The sequence below is a fragment of the uncultured Tateyamaria sp. genome (assembly GCF_947503385.1).
In the GTDB taxonomy this organism is placed as follows: Bacteria; Pseudomonadota; Alphaproteobacteria; order Rhodobacterales; family Rhodobacteraceae; genus Tateyamaria.
The window spans coordinates 144313-160859 of the sequence record NZ_CANNDO010000004.1 but is presented as its reverse complement, the minus strand read 5'-3'; the positions used below and the strand labels follow the sequence as shown (position 1 = coordinate 160859).

At 62.0% G+C, this 16547-nt stretch carries 16 protein-coding genes; 6 read left to right on the top strand and 10 right to left on the bottom strand.

Features of this window, described 5'->3' with window-relative positions; translation table 11 throughout:
• Window positions 1-66 precede the first annotated feature (66 nt).
• Genes Q1A85_RS14620 through Q1A85_RS14610 form a run of 3 tightly spaced genes read left to right on the top strand, consistent with a single transcriptional unit; the run spans window position 67 to window position 3406 of the window.
• Window positions 67-1122, top strand: a complete 1056-nt coding sequence (locus Q1A85_RS14620) for a betaine/proline/choline family ABC transporter ATP-binding protein (RefSeq protein WP_299690796.1) — start codon at window positions 67-69, stop codon at window positions 1120-1122.
• Window positions 1119-2684, top strand: coding sequence for an ABC transporter permease subunit (locus tag Q1A85_RS14615; protein ID WP_299690793.1), 1566 nt, complete (start codon window positions 1119-1121; stop codon window positions 2682-2684). The genes Q1A85_RS14620 and Q1A85_RS14615 overlap by 4 nt, the downstream gene beginning before the upstream one ends.
• A complete protein-coding gene (locus Q1A85_RS14610) occupies window positions 2681-3406 on the top strand; it encodes an alpha/beta hydrolase (protein ID WP_299690790.1) in 726 nt (241 codons plus the stop codon). The genes Q1A85_RS14615 and Q1A85_RS14610 overlap by 4 nt, the downstream gene beginning before the upstream one ends.
• A 54-nt stretch (window positions 3407-3460) precedes the next feature.
• On the opposite strand, the gene Q1A85_RS14605 is transcribed toward Q1A85_RS14610, so the two are convergent.
• The 3 genes from Q1A85_RS14605 to Q1A85_RS14595 all read right to left on the bottom strand — a co-directional run bounded on the left by Q1A85_RS14605 (window position 3461) and on the right by Q1A85_RS14595 (window position 6175).
• Entirely contained in the window at window positions 3461-4603 is a 1143-nt protein-coding gene (locus Q1A85_RS14605; RefSeq protein ID WP_299690787.1) for an aldo/keto reductase, read from the bottom strand.
• A gap of 37 nt (window positions 4604-4640) precedes the next feature.
• Window positions 4641-5198, bottom strand: coding sequence for a nuclear transport factor 2 family protein (locus Q1A85_RS14600; RefSeq protein ID WP_299690784.1), 558 nt, complete (start codon window positions 5196-5198; stop codon window positions 4641-4643).
• A gap of 80 nt (window positions 5199-5278) precedes the next feature.
• A complete protein-coding gene (locus Q1A85_RS14595; protein WP_299690781.1) occupies window positions 5279-6175 on the bottom strand; it encodes a LysR family transcriptional regulator in 897 nt (298 codons plus the stop codon).
• A gap of 97 nt (window positions 6176-6272) precedes the next feature.
• Between Q1A85_RS14595 and Q1A85_RS14590 the strand changes: the two genes are divergently transcribed.
• Window positions 6273-7193, top strand: a complete 921-nt coding sequence (locus Q1A85_RS14590; RefSeq protein WP_299690776.1) for a DMT family transporter — start codon at window positions 6273-6275, stop codon at window positions 7191-7193.
• Window positions 7180-8538 carry an adenylate/guanylate cyclase domain-containing protein gene (locus Q1A85_RS14585; protein ID WP_299690773.1) on the top strand — a complete coding sequence of 453 codons (1359 nt, stop codon included), beginning with the start codon at window positions 7180-7182 and terminating at the stop codon, window positions 8536-8538. Before Q1A85_RS14590 ends, Q1A85_RS14585 begins: the two co-directional genes overlap by 14 nt.
• Here the strand turns inward: Q1A85_RS14585 and Q1A85_RS14580 are convergent.
• Genes Q1A85_RS14580 through Q1A85_RS14550 form a run of 7 tightly spaced genes read right to left on the bottom strand, consistent with a single transcriptional unit; the run spans window position 8535 to window position 15545 of the window.
• Window positions 8535-9314: an aldolase/citrate lyase family protein gene (locus tag Q1A85_RS14580; RefSeq protein ID WP_299690770.1), complete on the bottom strand. Its 780-nt coding sequence runs from the start codon at window positions 9312-9314 to the stop codon at window positions 8535-8537. The genes Q1A85_RS14585 and Q1A85_RS14580 overlap by 4 nt on opposite strands.
• On the bottom strand, window positions 9311-9712 hold the full coding sequence (locus Q1A85_RS14575; protein WP_299690767.1) for a RidA family protein: 402 nt from the start codon (window positions 9710-9712) through the stop codon (window positions 9311-9313). Before Q1A85_RS14575 ends, Q1A85_RS14580 begins: the two co-directional genes overlap by 4 nt.
• A gap of 3 nt (window positions 9713-9715) precedes the next feature.
• On the bottom strand, window positions 9716-11743 hold the full coding sequence (locus Q1A85_RS14570) for a dehydrogenase E1 component subunit alpha/beta (protein WP_299690764.1): 2028 nt from the start codon (window positions 11741-11743) through the stop codon (window positions 9716-9718).
• Window positions 11744-11749: 6 nt separating this feature from the next.
• Window positions 11750-13066 (bottom strand): TRAP transporter large permease subunit, encoded by a 1317-nt coding sequence (locus Q1A85_RS14565; protein WP_299690762.1) that lies wholly within the window; start codon window positions 13064-13066, stop codon window positions 11750-11752.
• Entirely contained in the window at window positions 13066-13557 is a 492-nt protein-coding gene (locus tag Q1A85_RS14560) for a TRAP transporter small permease (protein ID WP_299690760.1), read from the bottom strand. The genes Q1A85_RS14565 and Q1A85_RS14560 overlap by 1 nt, the downstream gene beginning before the upstream one ends.
• A gap of 52 nt (window positions 13558-13609) precedes the next feature.
• Window positions 13610-14614, bottom strand: coding sequence for a TRAP transporter substrate-binding protein DctP (gene dctP / locus Q1A85_RS14555; protein ID WP_299690758.1), 1005 nt, complete (start codon window positions 14612-14614; stop codon window positions 13610-13612).
• Window positions 14615-14645: 31 nt separating this feature from the next.
• Entirely contained in the window at window positions 14646-15545 is a 900-nt protein-coding gene (locus Q1A85_RS14550; RefSeq protein ID WP_299690756.1) for a 3-keto-5-aminohexanoate cleavage protein, read from the bottom strand.
• 129 nt (window positions 15546-15674) lie between these two features.
• Here Q1A85_RS14550 and Q1A85_RS14545 point away from each other — a divergent pair, with 129 nt between their 5' ends.
• A complete protein-coding gene (locus Q1A85_RS14545) occupies window positions 15675-16532 on the top strand; it encodes a LuxR C-terminal-related transcriptional regulator (protein WP_299690754.1) in 858 nt (285 codons plus the stop codon).
• The last annotated feature ends 15 nt before the right edge of the window (window positions 16533-16547 follow it).

The following is a 16547-nucleotide window of genomic DNA, read 5'->3' as shown; positions in this document are numbered from 1 at the left end:
GCACACACGGCGGCAGCGCAGCCCAACTGCGCTGCCGCAACCGGACACGGGGCGCAGGGGGTGGACATGTCGTCTGACACGGTCATTGAGATTTCCAACATCTGGAAGATTTTCGGCGCCAGCGCACAGGCGGCACTTGCGGCCATTCGTGAGCGGGGTCTGACCAAGGCGCAGGTTCTGGCCGAATACAACGCCGTTGTCGGTGTGGCGGATGTGTCCCTGTCCGTGAACCGGGGCGAAATCTTCTGCATCATGGGTCTGTCGGGGTCGGGCAAATCCACGCTCGTGCGCCATTTCAACCGGCTGCTGGAACCCACCGCAGGCAGGATCGAGATCGAGGGCACGGACGTCATGGCTCTGGGTCCGCGCGAATTGCAACGGTTTCGCAACCAGAAAATCGGCATGGTGTTCCAGAACTTTGCGCTGATGCCGCACCGGTCGGTGCTGGACAATGTCGCCATGCCGCTGGAAATCCGCAAAGTCGCCAAAAACGAACGGATGCGGCAGGCGGCCGCGATCCTCGACATTGTTGAACTGGGCGCGTGGGGGGCAAAATTTGCGCACGAGCTTTCCGGTGGGATGCAGCAACGCGTGGGTCTGGCCCGCGCCCTTGCGGCCAACCCCGATGTGCTGCTCATGGACGAGCCGTTTTCCGCGCTGGACCCATTGATCCGGCGGCAATTGCAGGACGAATTCATCCGGCTCAGCAAGATCCTCAAGAAAACGACGATTTTCATCACGCATGATCTGGACGAGGCCGTGCGCATCGGCGACCGCATCGCGATCATGCGGGACGGCCGTATGGTGCAGATTGGCACAGCCGAGGACATCGTAATGAACCCGGCCGACGATTACGTGGCCGATTTCGTCGCGGGCATCTCCCGGCTCAAGGTGGTGCACGCGCACGCGGTCATGCGACCGATCGAGACGCATATCGCGATGCACGGGGGCCTGCCTGCCGAAGCAAAGCGCGTGAACGAGACCGAAACATTGTCGACGCTGATCACCCTCGCCATTGACGATGCACACCCCATTATCGTGCAGATCAACGGTCAGGACACTGGCGTCATCACCCGCGCAGACCTGCTGCGCACCGTGATCGAAGGGACGGAGATGTCATGATGGATCAAACCGTGGACACAGCCGAAGACCTTGGTTCCAACCCGCTTGAAGACACGAACACCGACGCGGCCCGCGCCTATGCAGAAGAGCGCAAGGATAACATCCGCACCTTCGTCAGGACCGCGCCCGATTACTATATTCGGGCGTTTGACAAAATCGGTGCCTCGTCCAAATTCACGCCGACCTTCAACCTGATGGCTGGCCTGTTTGGCCCGATCTGGTTTGGCGCGCGCGGCTTGTGGAACTGGGCGCTGCCCTTTCTGATCCTCGAAGCGCTGGCCTTTGTGCAAATCGCCCGTGGCCTCTTTGGCGATCTGGCGGCCGACGCGATGGCGCGCATTGCGTCGATTGAAGGCACGCTGGAGCTGCGCCGTCAGCAACTGGCCGCCGCAATCGAAAACAACTCGGACCGTGTGGATGCGTTCCAGCGCACGGTGGATTCGCTCGAAGCCAATATCGGCGGCATCCGCGCAGAGGCCGAGGCGCTCGCCGCCCAAGGGCCGACCATCGTGCTGACCGGCATCGCGATCCTTGTGGTGGCCAAGCTGGCGCAGGCCTTTACCGCCAACACTGCGCTTGAGGCGCGGTTTTCCGATTGGCTGAGCGACAGGTCGGTTCGGTCGGGTATGCCGGTGCCGCATATGGTGTTCAGCGCCGTTTTCATGGTGCTGATCGTGTTTGCTGCGATGATGCACTACAGCTTTCCGGGGCGGTTCACGTTGTTGTCGGAATTCCCAACCGATCCCGACATCCGGCTGATCAGCATCGACGGGGTCGAGGCGTTCTTTAACTGGGCAGTGCTGAATGGCGACGCGCTTTTTGACGGGATCACCTACGGCATCCGCATGGTGCTGGATGCGCTTGAAATCGTGTTTGTCAGCACCCCGTGGATCGTGATTGCGTCGCTGATCATCCTGCTGACGTGGCTGACGGCGGGGGTGCGCATGGCGATCTATTCAGGTGCGTTCCTGTCCTACATGGGGCTGCTGGGGTTTTGGGAAAAGGCGATGACGACTCTGGCGCTGCTGGGCACGGCGGCTTGTCTCTCGATCCTGATCGGCATCCCGCTGGGCATGTTCGCAGCGCGGCGCCCCCGGTTCTATGCGGCGATCCAGCCCATTATGGATTTCATGCAGACCATGCCCGCATTCGTGTTCATGATCCCGGTTATCGCGTTTTTTGGCACGGGCAAGCCTGCGGCGGTGGTCACCACCATGATCTTTGGCGGTACGCCGGTGGTGCGCCTGACCGTGCTGGGCCTGCGCGGCGTGCCTGAAAGTGTGCGCGAGGCGGCGATCAGCTTTGGCGCGAACAAGTGGTATCTGCTGACCAAGGTCGATCTTCCACTGGCGGGCCCGTCGATCCGGGCGGGTATCAACCAGACCATCATGCTGTCGCTGGCGATGGTTGTGGTCGCCTCGCTGATCGGGGCCAAGGGGCTGGGCGAGGACGTGCTGGAGGCGTTGCAATACGCCAATGTGGGGCAGGGGATTTTGGCGGGCTTTGCCATCCTGTTCTGTGCCATGATCCTTGACCGGATCGTGCAGGGCGGGCGTAAGTGACGCCCCTTGTCCTTGTGCACGGGTTTATGGGCGGCGGCGCGCAATGGGACGCGCAAGCGCCGCTGGCGTGCTGCCGTGATCTGATTGTCGTGGATTTGCCCGGCTTTGGACAGAACGCCGACATGGCCCCGATAGACAGCATCAGCGGCTATGCCGCGTGGGTTCTGGCAGAGCTGTCGCGCCGCGGTGTGCACCGGTTTGATCTGCTGGGCCATTCCATGGGTGGCATGATTGTACAGGATATGGTGCGTCAGGCGCCCGACCGCGTGCATCATCTGATCCTCTATGGCACAGGGCCGGTGGGCGTGCTGCCCGGTCGGTTTGAAACCATAGAGACGTCGATGGCGCGCGCACGGAATGACGGTGCAGAGGCGACGGCCCGCAGGATCGCCGCCACATGGTTTTTGCGCGGCGCGGCAGACCTGGCTTACGCGCCCTGTTCTGATCTCGCCGCGCGGGCCGGGTTGCCTGCCATTCTCGCGGGTCTCGAAGCTATGCGAAACTGGTCGGGTGAGGCGCATTTGCCGCATATCGCATCCCCGACGCTGGTCCTGTGGGGAGATCGGGACCGGACCTATGCGTGGCCGCAGATCGAAACGCTATGGACCGGCATCGCGGACACAGAGCTAGCGGTGGTGCCCGGTTGTGCCCATGCCGTGCATCTTGAGTCACCGGGCCTTTTTAACCGGGTGCTGGAACGTTACCTGACGCGGACGCAATAGCGCGTGGTGCTTTGGCCAGAGCCGGTGCGGGCTCTGGCCTTGGGCTATTGCCGATCAGCTGCGTGCTGGGGCCTCGACCCCGGACCACGCGGCCACCATGGCCGGCATACGCGCGCCCTGCACCTCAATGGCGGCGACGGCTGCGTTCAGTTCGGCCAGTTCATCCGCGCTGAACCGGATGCTGGCGGCCCCCGCATTGTCCCGCATATGTGCCATCTGCGTTGTGCCGGGGATCGGCACGATGGACGGCCCTTGGGCAAGCAGCCACGCCAGTGCAATCTGGGCTGGTGTCGCGTCCTTGCGGGTGGCCCAGCGTTGGGTCAGTTCCACCAGCGCAAGGTTCGCCTCGCGGTTCTCGGTGTCCATCCGCGATGTGTTTGCGCGGAAATCTCCGGGGGCAAAGCTGGTGCCCATGTCGATGGCCCCGGTGAGAAAGCCGTAACCCAGCGGGCTGAAGGGCACAAAACCGATCCCCAACGCCTCACACAAGTCGAGCAAGCCGTTTTCCGGCCCGCGCCACAACATCGAGTATTCGTTCTGCACCGCACTTACCGGCAGTTCGGTGTGCGCCCGGCGCAGCGTATCCGGCCCCATCTCTGACAGGCCCCAGTGCAGAACCTTGCCCGCATCCACTAGGTCCTTGACTGCGCCTGCCACGTCTTCAATCGGCACTTCGGGGTCCACACGGTGCTGGTAGAGCAGGTCGATCCGGTCCGTGCGCAGTCGGCGCAACGATCCTTCGACCGCCCTTTTGATATGATCGGGGCGGCTGATCAGACCCGGCGCCCATTCGCCGGTTTCAAGATCGACGTTAAAGCCGAACTTGGTCGCAATCTGCATCTGGTCGCGAATGGCGCCGGAGGCTTCGCCCAGAATGCGTTCGGAGTCGTGGGGGCCATACACCTCGGCCGTGTCAAAGAACGTGATGCCCTCGTCAAAGGCGCTGCGGATGATGTTGTGCATCTCGGCCCGGTTGGGGATCGTGGTTTGGAAGGTGCGGCTGTGGTTTTGCACGCCCAGACCTGTGGCGGACACCTCCAGCGCGCCCAGCATCCTGCGGCCTTGGCCGGGCGTTTGGCGCGCTGTCGGCGGGGCGGCCTGCGCAGCAGTGCGGGTTGCTGCGATGCCACTCAGCGCGGCGGCGGCGACACCAGCGGTCAGAATGGAACGGCGGTTCGGGTTGATTGGATTGCTCATTGGATGGCTCCTTGGGTTCTTACGGTGATGTGGGGGATCAGCTTCCGGGGGTGTCGCGGACAAATGCATTGCCGCGCTGCGCGGTGGCGGTGAACGTCATCGCGTCCACTTTCCAGCCTGCGTCGGTCTGCACGAAGCCGTGGACATATGTGCCCCAAACCTCCCACAAAGCCTCGCCGCCATTGGCCTTGAGCGCACCACGTTCCATCCGGTTCCACGCATAGCCGTGGGACAGCATCGTCGCCGTGCTGTCATCGTCAAAGGTGACGCGGTGGTTGCCGCGCAAATGGAACGAGGTTTTGTCCGCCGTCAGGTTGGCGGACCACCCCGCGATCAGCGCATCGGCCGGGATCGTGGCGGGGGCACCACCGACCAGCGACGTGAAATCCACGTCAATGATGTCGGTAAAGAATGACCTTGCGCGGTCCCAATCCTTGTCATCAACGGCGGCATCCAGCGCGTCGGCAATGCGGACCATCTCTGCCTGCGCCACAAGTGTCTCCACCGTGACAGGGGTGCCTGCGATATCCGCTTTGGCTGGTGTGGCCGCCGCAATCAGAGTTGCAATCAGCGGGGCGGTCAGAGCGCGTTTCATCATATGTCTCCATCGTTGGTGTGATGGGACACATGTGGGGCAGTAGTTGCATAAACAAAAATTCTATAGTGGTATAAGATTCATGCCTTTTCGGCATTTAATCCCATCACGATCGTCTTGAGCCGTTCGGCGAGGCTTCCGGCGTTCTTTTGCGTGACAAAGAGAAATTCAATGGGGACCGACAGACCACGGACAGCGCGAAACTGGACGTTTTCGGGGGGGCGGTGCCGGTTGGCAGAGTTTACAAATGCGCATCCCACACCGGCTGACACGAGGCTGAGCATCGTGGTTTCGTTTTCTGCCTCTTGCACGATCACAGGATCAAACCCGATACCGTCAAGCGCGTCAAACAAAGCGTCATGATAGGCCGGGGCGACGCGGCGTGGGAATGCCACGATGGGCAGGCCGTCGATATCGTCGAGGTCCAGTGGCCCGTCCTTGTCAAAATCCAGATCGACGGACGCGGCAAGGACAACATCATCCATGCGCAGCGGCAATATGGACAGCGCGTCATCCACCAGATTGTCCTGACGGTAGATAAATCCGGCGTCCAACGCACCCGCCAACAACGCCTCGATCTGCTCGACCGAACCCATGGGGACCGCTTCCATCCGCACATCCGGGTAGGTGCGGGCAAACAGGCTGAGCGCACGAGGCAGATGTCCCGCCCATGACGCGCTTTCGAGCAGCCCGATTTTCAGATGACCCGCTTCGCCCTTGTCGATCCGGCGGGCTTCGTCCACGGCCTCGCTTGAGGCGGCCAGAACCGCGCGCGCCCGGTCAGCGAATGCGCGGCCTGCATCGGTCAGTATGACCCGCCGTCCTTCGCGGCGCAGGAGGGCGATGCCCAGCTCTGCCTCAAGATCGCGGATTTGACGGGACACAGCCGGTTGCGCGATATTGAGCCGTTCCGCCGCATGGGTGATCCCGCCGTGATCGGCCACGGCCACGAAATAGCGCAAATGTCGAAGCTCCATCCATCAATGCCTTTTGCGTATGAGTGTGCATGTAAATTAGCATTGGTTGGCATCGTATCCAAAGCCCATTCTCCCATCACCGATGATGGAGACTGCGATGCGAGCGACTCACCTGATTGGACCGATGTTGGGCGCGCTGACGGTTCTGTGCTGGTCCGGGTACAATGTCGCGGCCAAACATGGCATCGACGCGGGGCTGTCGCCACAGGCGCTGGCCTTTCTGCGCTTTGCGCTGCCGGGCCTCGTCGCTCTGCCTGTGCTGGCGATCCGCTATGTCCTCGGGGTGCGGACCGGCATCCCCTTGCTGCGGCTTGCCGCACTGATTTTTCTGGGCGGGCCGCTCTTTGGCGTGGTGGCGGTCAGCGGATATGTCCATGCGCCGCTGTCTCATGGATTGCTGTTCGCGCCCGTTGCAGTGTTCGTGGTGGGCGGCGTGCTGGGCGCTGTTCTGCTGTCCGAGCGTTTGACGTTTCGCCGTTTGGTTGGCGCATCTGTCATGTTTCTGGGGCTCGCGATGCTGGTTGGGTTGGACGTGAGGGGGCTGGGGCCTGACTGGGGGCAGGGGGTTGCGCTGTTCGTTTTGGCGGGCAGTATGTGGGGCGGCTACACCGTGTTGCTGCGTTTTTGGCGCATCCCCGTGATCGACGGGACCGTGGCGGTTGCTGCCGGGTCCGCGCTTGTTTCCCTCCCACTGTTGGGCGTTACAGCCTCCGAAACACTGCGCAGCGTGTCGTGGTCCGATCTGATGTTGCAAATGGTCATGCAGGGGCTGGTGGGCGGTGTCGTGAGCGTAGTGGCCCTGATCGGCGCTGTGCGCCTCCTGTCCGCGCAATCGGCGTCCTTGCTGCCGATATTCACACCGGTGGTGGCCTTGGGCCTTGCTGCGGTGCTCTTCGGATCGGTGCCTTCGGGCGCAGAGATCGTTGGCGTCACGATTATCGCCGCAGGCTTTTTGTTAAGCCTTGGCGTATCCATTCCGCGCAGCCACCTGACAGGGCCCGTCAATGACACCGTCTGAATCCGATCCGTTCGCCGCAGAATCCGCAGCCCGCCTGATCCGGGCCGAGCAAAGCGGGCTGCGCATTGCCATCGCGTGCCGGTCACTGGTGACGGGTTTGGCTCTTGCGTGGTATGTCGGTGCGCCGGTTGTGTTCAGTGGCTTCGAGCCGCGCCTTGCCGCTGTTGTCGTGTTGTTGATCTTTACCGCTGTCGGCGTGGCGCATCTGGCTGTGATTGGCACGCGGTTTGACCGCTGGTGGATGAAGTATGCGGTCTACACCCTTGATACATTGTCGATTTGCGCAACATTCGCGCTAATCCCGATCAGCCGCGCTGATGACGTGCCGCAAATCATCGCCTTTCGGGCTTACGGCATATACTACCTGTTTCCGCTGGTCGCCATCTGCTGCCTGAGCCTGTCCTGGCGGCTGGTTCTTTGGACCGGGGCAATGTGCGTGATTGGTTGGTGGGGCGCGTTTCTATGGGTGACATCCCGGATGGACGGTGGCCTGTCTTGGGCCGATATCCCGGCGGATGCCACGCGTGCGGATTACGAAACGGTGTTCCTGTCCATCGATTTTATCGGGCGCGGCAACCGCATCGAGGAGACGGCCATGCTGATGTGTGCAGCTTTTGCCCTTGCAGTGGCAGTGTACCGCGCGCGGGGCGTGTTTTTTGCCCAAGTGGCATCCGATCTGGAGTGGCGGCAGGAGCGTTCGGCCCGCGAGCGGGTCAGTGCGCTTTTTGGCAAATACGTGCCCGCAAAAATCGCCGAGAGCCTGATTGCAAATGACGGACCGATGCAGCCACAGCGGACACCCGGCACCGCCCTTGTCATGGACATCGCAGGCTTTACCGCCTTTTCCGCAAATCATCCGCCCGAACATGTGATTGGTGTTCTGGATGCGTTTCTGGCGGACGCGACGGATGTTGTTTCTGATCAGGGCGGCATCGTCATGTCCTATCTCGGGGATGGGTTTCTGGTGACGTTCAACGCGCCGATACCGGTGGCTGACCCCGCGCAGGCCGCAGTTAATGCGGCGCAGCAGTTGCTGAAAACGGCGCGCGCCCACGGGTTCGGTATTCGGGTCGGCATTGCCAGCGGCGACTTGGTGACCGGCACAATCGGATCGACCGACCGGCAGTCGTTCACCGTTTACGGCGATGCCGTGAACCTTGCCGCGCGACTGGAGGGGCAGTGCAAGACGCTTGGCGTTCCCGTCCTTGTCGATGCGCAAACGCAGCGTTTGCGCCGTGGTTCGCCCCATCTGGAGCCATATGCTGCCCAAAGGATCAAAGGGCTGGCGGACCCTGTCCCGGTGTTCGGCTTGCCGGCTGATCTGCAACAGCAACCGGTCCGCTAGGCGGACAGGTCCCCGGTCCATTGGGAAAACGCGTCTGCAATCAGGATCTTGTCAGAGCCGACCACAAAGGTCGTTACACCTTGGTTGCGCCAATGATCGACAAGTGTCCGCGCCTCGTCTTTGTCAGATGAGAACACCGGCATGATGACCGGTACGCCCGCCGACTGTGCCGCGCCCACCATATGCGCGACAACCTCAGAGACTTCGGGGGCACGCCAGTCGCCGTTATATCCCATGGAAACGGACAGATCGAAAGGGCCGCACATGAGTGCCGTCAATCCGGGCACGGCCACGATAGCCTCGATATTGTCTGCGCCCTTTGCGGTTTCCACCAGTGCAATCGCACCCACCCGCGCCTCTTCCGCAGCGACATATTCGGACCAGTTGCGGATAAAATGCCCGCCCGATCGACAGCACGGGCACGCGCCGCGCAACCCGTGGGGACCGAACCGCGTGGCCGCAACAGCCTGTGCGGCGGCCTCCTTGGTCTCGACATTGGGGATCACCACATGGCGAATGCCTGCGTCCAGTGCTTTCATGATCTGAACAGGGTCATTTTCCGGCAATCGGAGGGCGCAGGCGATGCCGTTGGCGTCCGCCGCCCGCGCGAGGTTTTCTGCCGTCTCGATCCCAAAAGGGCCGTGCTGGCAATCGATAATCGTAAAGGCAAAACCATTGAGCCCGATCAGGTCGATCAACTCGGGTGCGGGAATTTGCGTCCAAGTGCCCAGCACCGCCCGATCATTGCCAAGCAAAGACTTGAGATCGCGCGTCATGGCGCCAGCCCAAGGATCGCCTTGCACTTGATCTCGACCAGAATGCCCGGCATCGAAAATCCGCGCACAGCAAAGCCGGTCCACGTGGGGTAGAGGTTTGTAAAAAAACGGTCCTTGACCACCATGAACGTCTTGAGGTCACCCATGTCTGGGGCAAACCAGCTATCCAGCTCGACCACGTCATCCCAACCTGCACCGGCTGCGTCCAGAACCTTGCCCATATTTTCAAACGCTTGCGTGTATTGCGCTTCGACACCTTCGACCACGTTCAAGTCTGTGTCGCGGCCAACCTGACCCGAGCAATACAGCGTGTCTCCGACCAGAATGCCCGGCGCATAGTGATAGCTGTCATAGATGTTCTCCATCCCCGGCGGGATGATGATCTGGCGCTTGGGCATGGGTCAGCTCCTGTAACAGGCGGTTTCGATTGCGGTCGCGATGTCGCGGGCGTCTGGCATGTAGTCGCGCTCAAGACGGTCGTTGTAGGGCACAGGCATTTCAGGCGCGCCAACCCGCACGACAGGGGCATCAAGCCAGTCAAAGGCCTGTTCCAAGATGCGCGCCGCAATCTCGCCGCCAAAGCCGCCAAAGAGGGGCGCTTCGTGCACCACGACGGCGCGATTGGTCTTGCGGACGGAGGTCAGGATCGTCTCCATGTCCAGCGGCTTGATTGTGCGCGGGTCGATGACCTCGACGCTGATGCCCTTTGCCTGCAACCGGTCCGCAGCCTGTTGGGCCCGTTCGACCATGGCGAGCGTCGCGACGACGGTACAGTCCGTTCCGTGCCGCACGATACGGGCGGTGCCGGGGTCAATGTGATAGGCGGCTTCGGGCACCGGTGTTTCGGCCCCGAGATAGAGCAGTTTGTGTTCCAGAAAGACGACCGGATTGTCAGAGCGGATCGCCGCTGCCATCAGCCCCTTTGCGTCATAGGCAGAGGCGGGGGCATAGACCTCAAGGCCGGGCACATTGGCAAACAGCATCTCCAGCGACTGGGTGTGCTGCGCGGCCAGCCGGATGCCCGCACCTTGCGGGCCGCGAAAGACGATGGGAACGCGGGCCTTGCCGCCCAGCATAAAGCGGGCCTTGGCGGCCTGATTGACGATGGCATCCATCATCAGAGTGACGAAATCGAACAGTTGGATTTCGATGATCGGGCGCAGGCCGCACAAAGCGGCCCCCACACCGCAATTGGCCAGAACGCCCTCGGCGATGGGCATGTCGCGCACCCGGTCGGGTCCAAAGGCGTCGTGCAGCCCAACCGTGGTGCCAAAGATACCGCCGATCTGCCCCACATCCTCGCCCATCAGGATGACGGATTGATCCCGTGCCATTTCCTGATGGAACGCCTCGTTTATTGCCATCTTGTAGGTGAGTGGTCGGGCACCCGGCGCCGGTTCTGCGGCGTGCGTTGGCGGCGGGGGGACTTTGACCATCTGCATGGCGTTGGCCATGTCCGGCTCCGGCAGATCCAGCGCCCAGCCGATCGCGTCTTCGACAGAGCTATGAACGCGCGCCTGCAGGGCGTCGATGTCGTCTGCGCCAACTGCGCCCGCAGCAAGAACCAGTGCGCGCTGTCGCGCGATGGGATCCCGGTCACGCCATCCTGCTTCTTCGCTTTCGGTGCGATAGCCCGCGAGGTTGGCGCGCATGGAATGGTCGTCCCAGCGGTAGGTCATTGCCTCGATCAGCGTCGGGCCGTCACCTGCCCGGGCACGCATCACGGCCTGTTCCACCGCGTCGAAGACGGCGACGGGCGCATTGCCGTCGATCACGACATTTGGCACGCCATAAGCATCTGCGCGCGCGGCAATTCCGTTTCCTGCAATAACGCTTTCGGTGGCGGTGGTCAGGCCGTACTGGTTGTTTTCGCAAAAGAAAATCAGTGGCAGATTCCACAGTGCCGATAGGTTCATCGCCTCGTGAAATATCCCCTCGTTCGAGGCCCCGTCGCCAAAAAATGCGATCCCCACCGCGCCGTCGCCGCGCATCTTGGCCGCAAGGGCCGCGCCCGTTCCCAACCCCATGCCCGCGCCGACGATCCCGTTGGCCCCAAGGATGTTGAGGTCAAAATCCGCTATGTGCATTGATCCGCCAATGCCGCCGCAATAGCCCTCGGCCTTGCCCATCAGTTCGGCAAACATGCGCCCGATATCAGCGCCCTTGGCGATGGTGTGCCCGTGGCCGCGGTGGTGGGTCAGCAGGAAATCGCGCGGCTCCAGCGCATGGCAGGCGCCCACCGCAATCGCCTCTTGCCCCACGGACGAATGCGCTGTGCCCTTGATCACGCCTTTGAGAAACAGCTCCTTGGCGCGCAATTCGAATTGGCGGATCAGCATCATCTGTTCCAGCAGTGCCAGATGGTCCTGCGCGCTCAGCCGGTTGGTCCGGGGCGTGGGCAGCGTGTCGAGGATGGTTGCATCAGCCATGGAGGATCATCCGTACACCAGTTGCGGCAACCACAGGGACAGGCCGGGCCACAGCACGACGATGATCAGCGCGACCACCTGAATGCCGATAAAGGGCCACTGCGCGGCGAAAATGTCCTGCAATGTCACGCCCGGCGGCGCCGCGCCCTTGAGGTAGAAACAGGCCGGTCCGAAAGGCGGCGTCAGGTAGGCGATCTGCATCGACAGGTTGAACACGATCCCGAACCAGATCGGGTCATATCCCAGCGCGGTCAGCACCGGCAGAAACACCGGCATGGTCAGAAACAGGATGCCGATCCAGTCGATGAAGAACCCCAACAGGATGAACACACCGATCATCACGCACAGGATTACGGCGGGCTCGTCCGACACGCCGCCCAGCGTGGTTCGGGCAAAGTCGATGCCACCCATCAGGTTGTAAACACCGATCAACGCATTTGTGCCGAAGACCAGCCAGAACACCATGCCGCAGGTGCGCAGGGCCTGCACCAACACCGCGCGCAGCATCGTTAGGCTGAATCGCCCCCGGACCCATGCCGCCACGGCGGCGCCAAAGGCCCCGAGGGCGGCGCTTTCGGTGATCGAGGCAAAGCCCGCATAGATCGACACCAGCACACCGCCCGCCACCAGCATCGGCAACAGCACCCCGCCAAAAAGACGCAGCTTGTCCGCCAAGGGCATATTGCGCTCTTCCATGCTCAGCGGCGGGCCCATCGTGGGGTTTAGCCCGCAGCGGATCAGGATGTAGGCGATGTAAAGTGATGCAAGCATCAGGCCCGGCATCAATGTGGCGAGGAATAGGTGCGAGATGCTGACCTCGGCGGTCAAGCCATAGAAGATCAGGATGATCGACGGCGGGATCATCGTGCCCAGACTGCCGCCCGCGGTGATCGTGCCTATGGCCAGCTTCTTGTCATAGCCCAGCTTCAGCATCTGGGGCAGGGCGATCAGTCCAAGCAAGACGATCTCGCCACCGATGATCCCCGTTGTGGCGCCCAGCAATACGGCCGCGCATGTCGTGACCACTCCGATCCCGCCGCGCAACCCGCCGGCCCAGACGTGGAACGCCCGGTAAAGGTCGCCCGCGACCCCGGACCGTTCCATGATCGACGCCATGATGACGAACATCGGCACTGCGATCAGGGCAAAACTGTCGAGGAATTCGACGGTCCGGCTGCCCACGAGGAACAATGCGTTCCAGCCGAACTGCGTCACCGTCAGCACCACCGCAATCGCGCCCGACACAAACGCCAGTGGCACCCCCAGCATCAGCATCAGCGCCATCGCGCCGAGGATCAGCAGGGTGATCGTGCCGATGTCCATCAGCCGCCCCGCCGTGGGATCATGCGGCGCAGCACCAGCAGCAGGAACAGCGCGCAGCCGACAAACAGCAGCGCCTTGAGGTAGCTGGGCAGGGGCGAGTTGAGCGTGCTGCCCGACCGCTCCGGATCCCACGTGCCCGACAGCGAAAAGCGCCACAGCGCCTTTTCCGCCATGCGCCACGCCGCATAGCAAAGGCCCGACAGGTAGATGGCCCCGGCCACGAGGCTCAGCGCTTCGGAAAACCGCCCCAGAGCGGGGCGTGCCTCCACCAGAAACGTGATCCGCATATGCGTGCCTTCGGCCATGCAGAACGCGCCGCCAAAGACAAAGCCGCAGGATGCCAACAGGACCGAGACCTCGTGCGCCCAAGTGGTTGGCGCGTTAAACCCATATCGCGCGGTCACCTCGTAGACCATGACAGCAATGATCGCGGCAAAGCACCACGCCGTCATGCGGCCCAGCCAAAGTGCAAAGCGGTCCAGAAATGTCATGTGCGGCTCCGACAGGGGCCGACCCAAAGGGCCGACCCCCATGCTGGGGAGATCAGTTGAGGCCGATGCTGGCCATGAATGCCTTGTGACTGTCGACAACCGCCTGTGCGTCCGCGGACTTTGCCCCCCAGTCCGACCAGACATCATTTGTCAGTGCCCGGAATTTGGACGCATCCGCGTCGCCAAAGGCCACGAAGGTCACGCCGAGTTCATCCTTGGCTTGTGCCTCTGCGGCGGCATCTTCGGCGGTAAGTGTGGTTTGCAATTCGGCTGACATAGCGTTGCAGGCGGCTTCGAATTTCTGCTGGTTTTCGGCAGATAGCGCGTTCCATTTGTCCATGGATACCGACATCTCTGTTACCGCCATCGAGTGGCGCGCCAGCACGGAATACTTGGCCTGATTGTGCATCCCGAGCGCCACGTTCAGCGCCACGTTGGCGAGGTCCGTGGCGTCCAGCACGCCGGTTTCCATCGCCGTGACGCTTTCGCCAACACCCATGGTCACCAGCGACGCGCCCGCGCGGCTCAGCAGGTCAGACGCAAGTCCGCCCGGCGCGCGCATCTTGATCCCGTTAAGGTCGGCGACTGAACCGATTTCGACCTTGGAGGGGATCTGCTCGGGCGGCCAGTAGATCGGGCACACCAGATAGAGGTCGTATTTCGCATAAAGCGCCCGTGCCAAGTCCAGCCCGCCGCCCTCGGTAAACCAGCGGTCGCGCGTGGCGCTGTCGGGATATGCGGCCAACGTGTCACCCAGCACACCCAATGCCGCATCCTTGCCCGCAAAATAGCTGGGGGCGGTGTACTGCCCGTCGAGCAGGCCGTTGTTGATAGCGTCTATCGTCTCGCCAGCGCCGACAACCGACCCACCGGGCAGCACCGTGATTGCGACAGCGCCGTCTGTGTCCGCATTGAGCTGGGCGGCCATGGCCTCGAATGCTTTGGTCGTCGAGGCGTTGGCGCCAAGAAACGTCTGCATCTTGAGCTCGGCCGCACCAGCGGCCCCTGCGAGTGCAACAGCGCTCGCCGCCGCCAAGAGTTTCAGCGTCTGTGTCATTTTCTTTCCTCCCATTGGATTGGCGTGCGGCTTAGGCCGCTATCTTTCGTGTCGGCATTTGCAGGATCTCGCGCGTTTCCGCGACGCTTGCAGGCTCACGGCCCAGGCGGCGCGCTTGCGCGATGATCCGGTCTATCACTTCGGCATTGGTCAGGTGGCGCGCGCCGTCCGCATAGGCATAGTCGCCAAGGCCAACTGAGATATGGCCCCCTTGGCGAATGATACGCTCTGTCAGTTGAAACAGGTCGCCCTTGTAGTTGACGACAGTCCAGACAGTTTGAAAATCCTGCGGCAGAAAGGCGGTATGCGCATCGAGACCGGCTTGCGTGCCGGGATGCCCGGCAAAGATGATCTCGTCCGTCATGCAGAAACAGACATAGGCTGGCCCGCGCAGAACCCCCATTTTGAGGAATTGCTCGATCTGCCGGGTAAAGCTGACATTCCAGCTGACCAAATAGGGTTTCAGGCCAAAGTGGTCGATCCGCTCGGCGAAATACATCAGCGTGGCGGTCGAGTTTTTGTAGATCAGGTCGGTGGTGTCGTAGCGGCCCGTTTCCGGGTTCCACCAATCCACGTTGACGCTGCCGCAATCCATCGGCGCAAAATCGGGCGCGGTGTCTGCGCTGCGCATCATCGCCTCGACCGCTGCAAACCGTGCGCGCGCATCGGCATCGTTGGCCACGTAGCCCAGTGTCGGGTGGATCAGGATATCGGATTGCGCGCGGATACCCGCGTTGGTTTCAAGGTAGAATTCCGGCGCATGATCGGGCGCGCCATCTGCGGTGCGGCCATGGTAGTGGAAAACGGATGCGCCTGCGTCGGAGCACGCTTTTGCATCGGCGATGATCTCTTGTGGCAGGAACGGAACGTGCGGATTGCCGCGACGTGTCGCAAGCTCGTTTACACGCGCTTCGATGATGATCTTGTCCACCTTCGTCTCCTCCCCGAATGCGCCAAGTTCTGACTGTGTTTGGGCCATGCTTAGTGCAGAATCGGGTAAATGGACAGAAAAGATATATGTTGATTGCCATATTTTATATATCTGTATACCTATAGATATATGTCTGGTTCGTATCTCCCGCCCGCCCATGACGTCACTGCCCTGCTGGGTGGCGCGTTCCCCGGTCACACGATGCAGCGCGTGCGCACGCCCGATGGCCGGTATCGCTACAGCTATGTCAGCGCAGAGGTGCAGGCGGCCTTTGGCCTTGATGCCGAGGCTTTGATGGCGGAGGCGTCTGTGGATCACGCTTGGGTCCATGACGAAGACCGGCAGCGTTTTGTGGTTGCGTTAGAGCGGTCAGCGGCGGAGTTGACCACGTTGGACGAAGAGGTGCGGGTGGTCCTGCCGGAAGGCGGGTACAAATGGGTGCGTTCGCTGGGCCAGCCACGGCGTTTGCCCGACGGCAGCGTCATCTGGGACGGTGTGGCCCTCGACGTGACGGACCGGCGCGAGGCGTTGCAGGCACTCGAACGGGCACTCCGGGATGCAAAACGCAACGAGGTATCGGAAAGCCGCTATGCCGCCATCGCCGCGCAAGACCTGACGGCCCCGTTGAACACGCTGGCACAGGCGATAGATCGGCTGATCACAACCGAACAGCGCCCGTCGCCCGAAGCCGCAGAGGTCAAGCGCAGCTTTGACGCCTTCACCAAGGCGCTGTCGGCAGCGCGCGCCATGGTCGAGGCAAGTCCGGCGCAAAACAGGCGCGCGCAGAGTGCCCGTACCGCCGTGCAGGACACGCTGACTGCCCGCCAGTTGCAGATCATGCAAATGGTGCACGCAGGTGCATCAAATTCCGAGATTGCGGATGCGCTGTCGATCACGGTCGGGACGGTCAAGTTGCATATCTCTGCCATTCTCAAACGCACCAACGCCAGAAACCGGACCGAAGCGTCGCATATGTGTTTCGGGTAATCCGTGCTTTGCCCT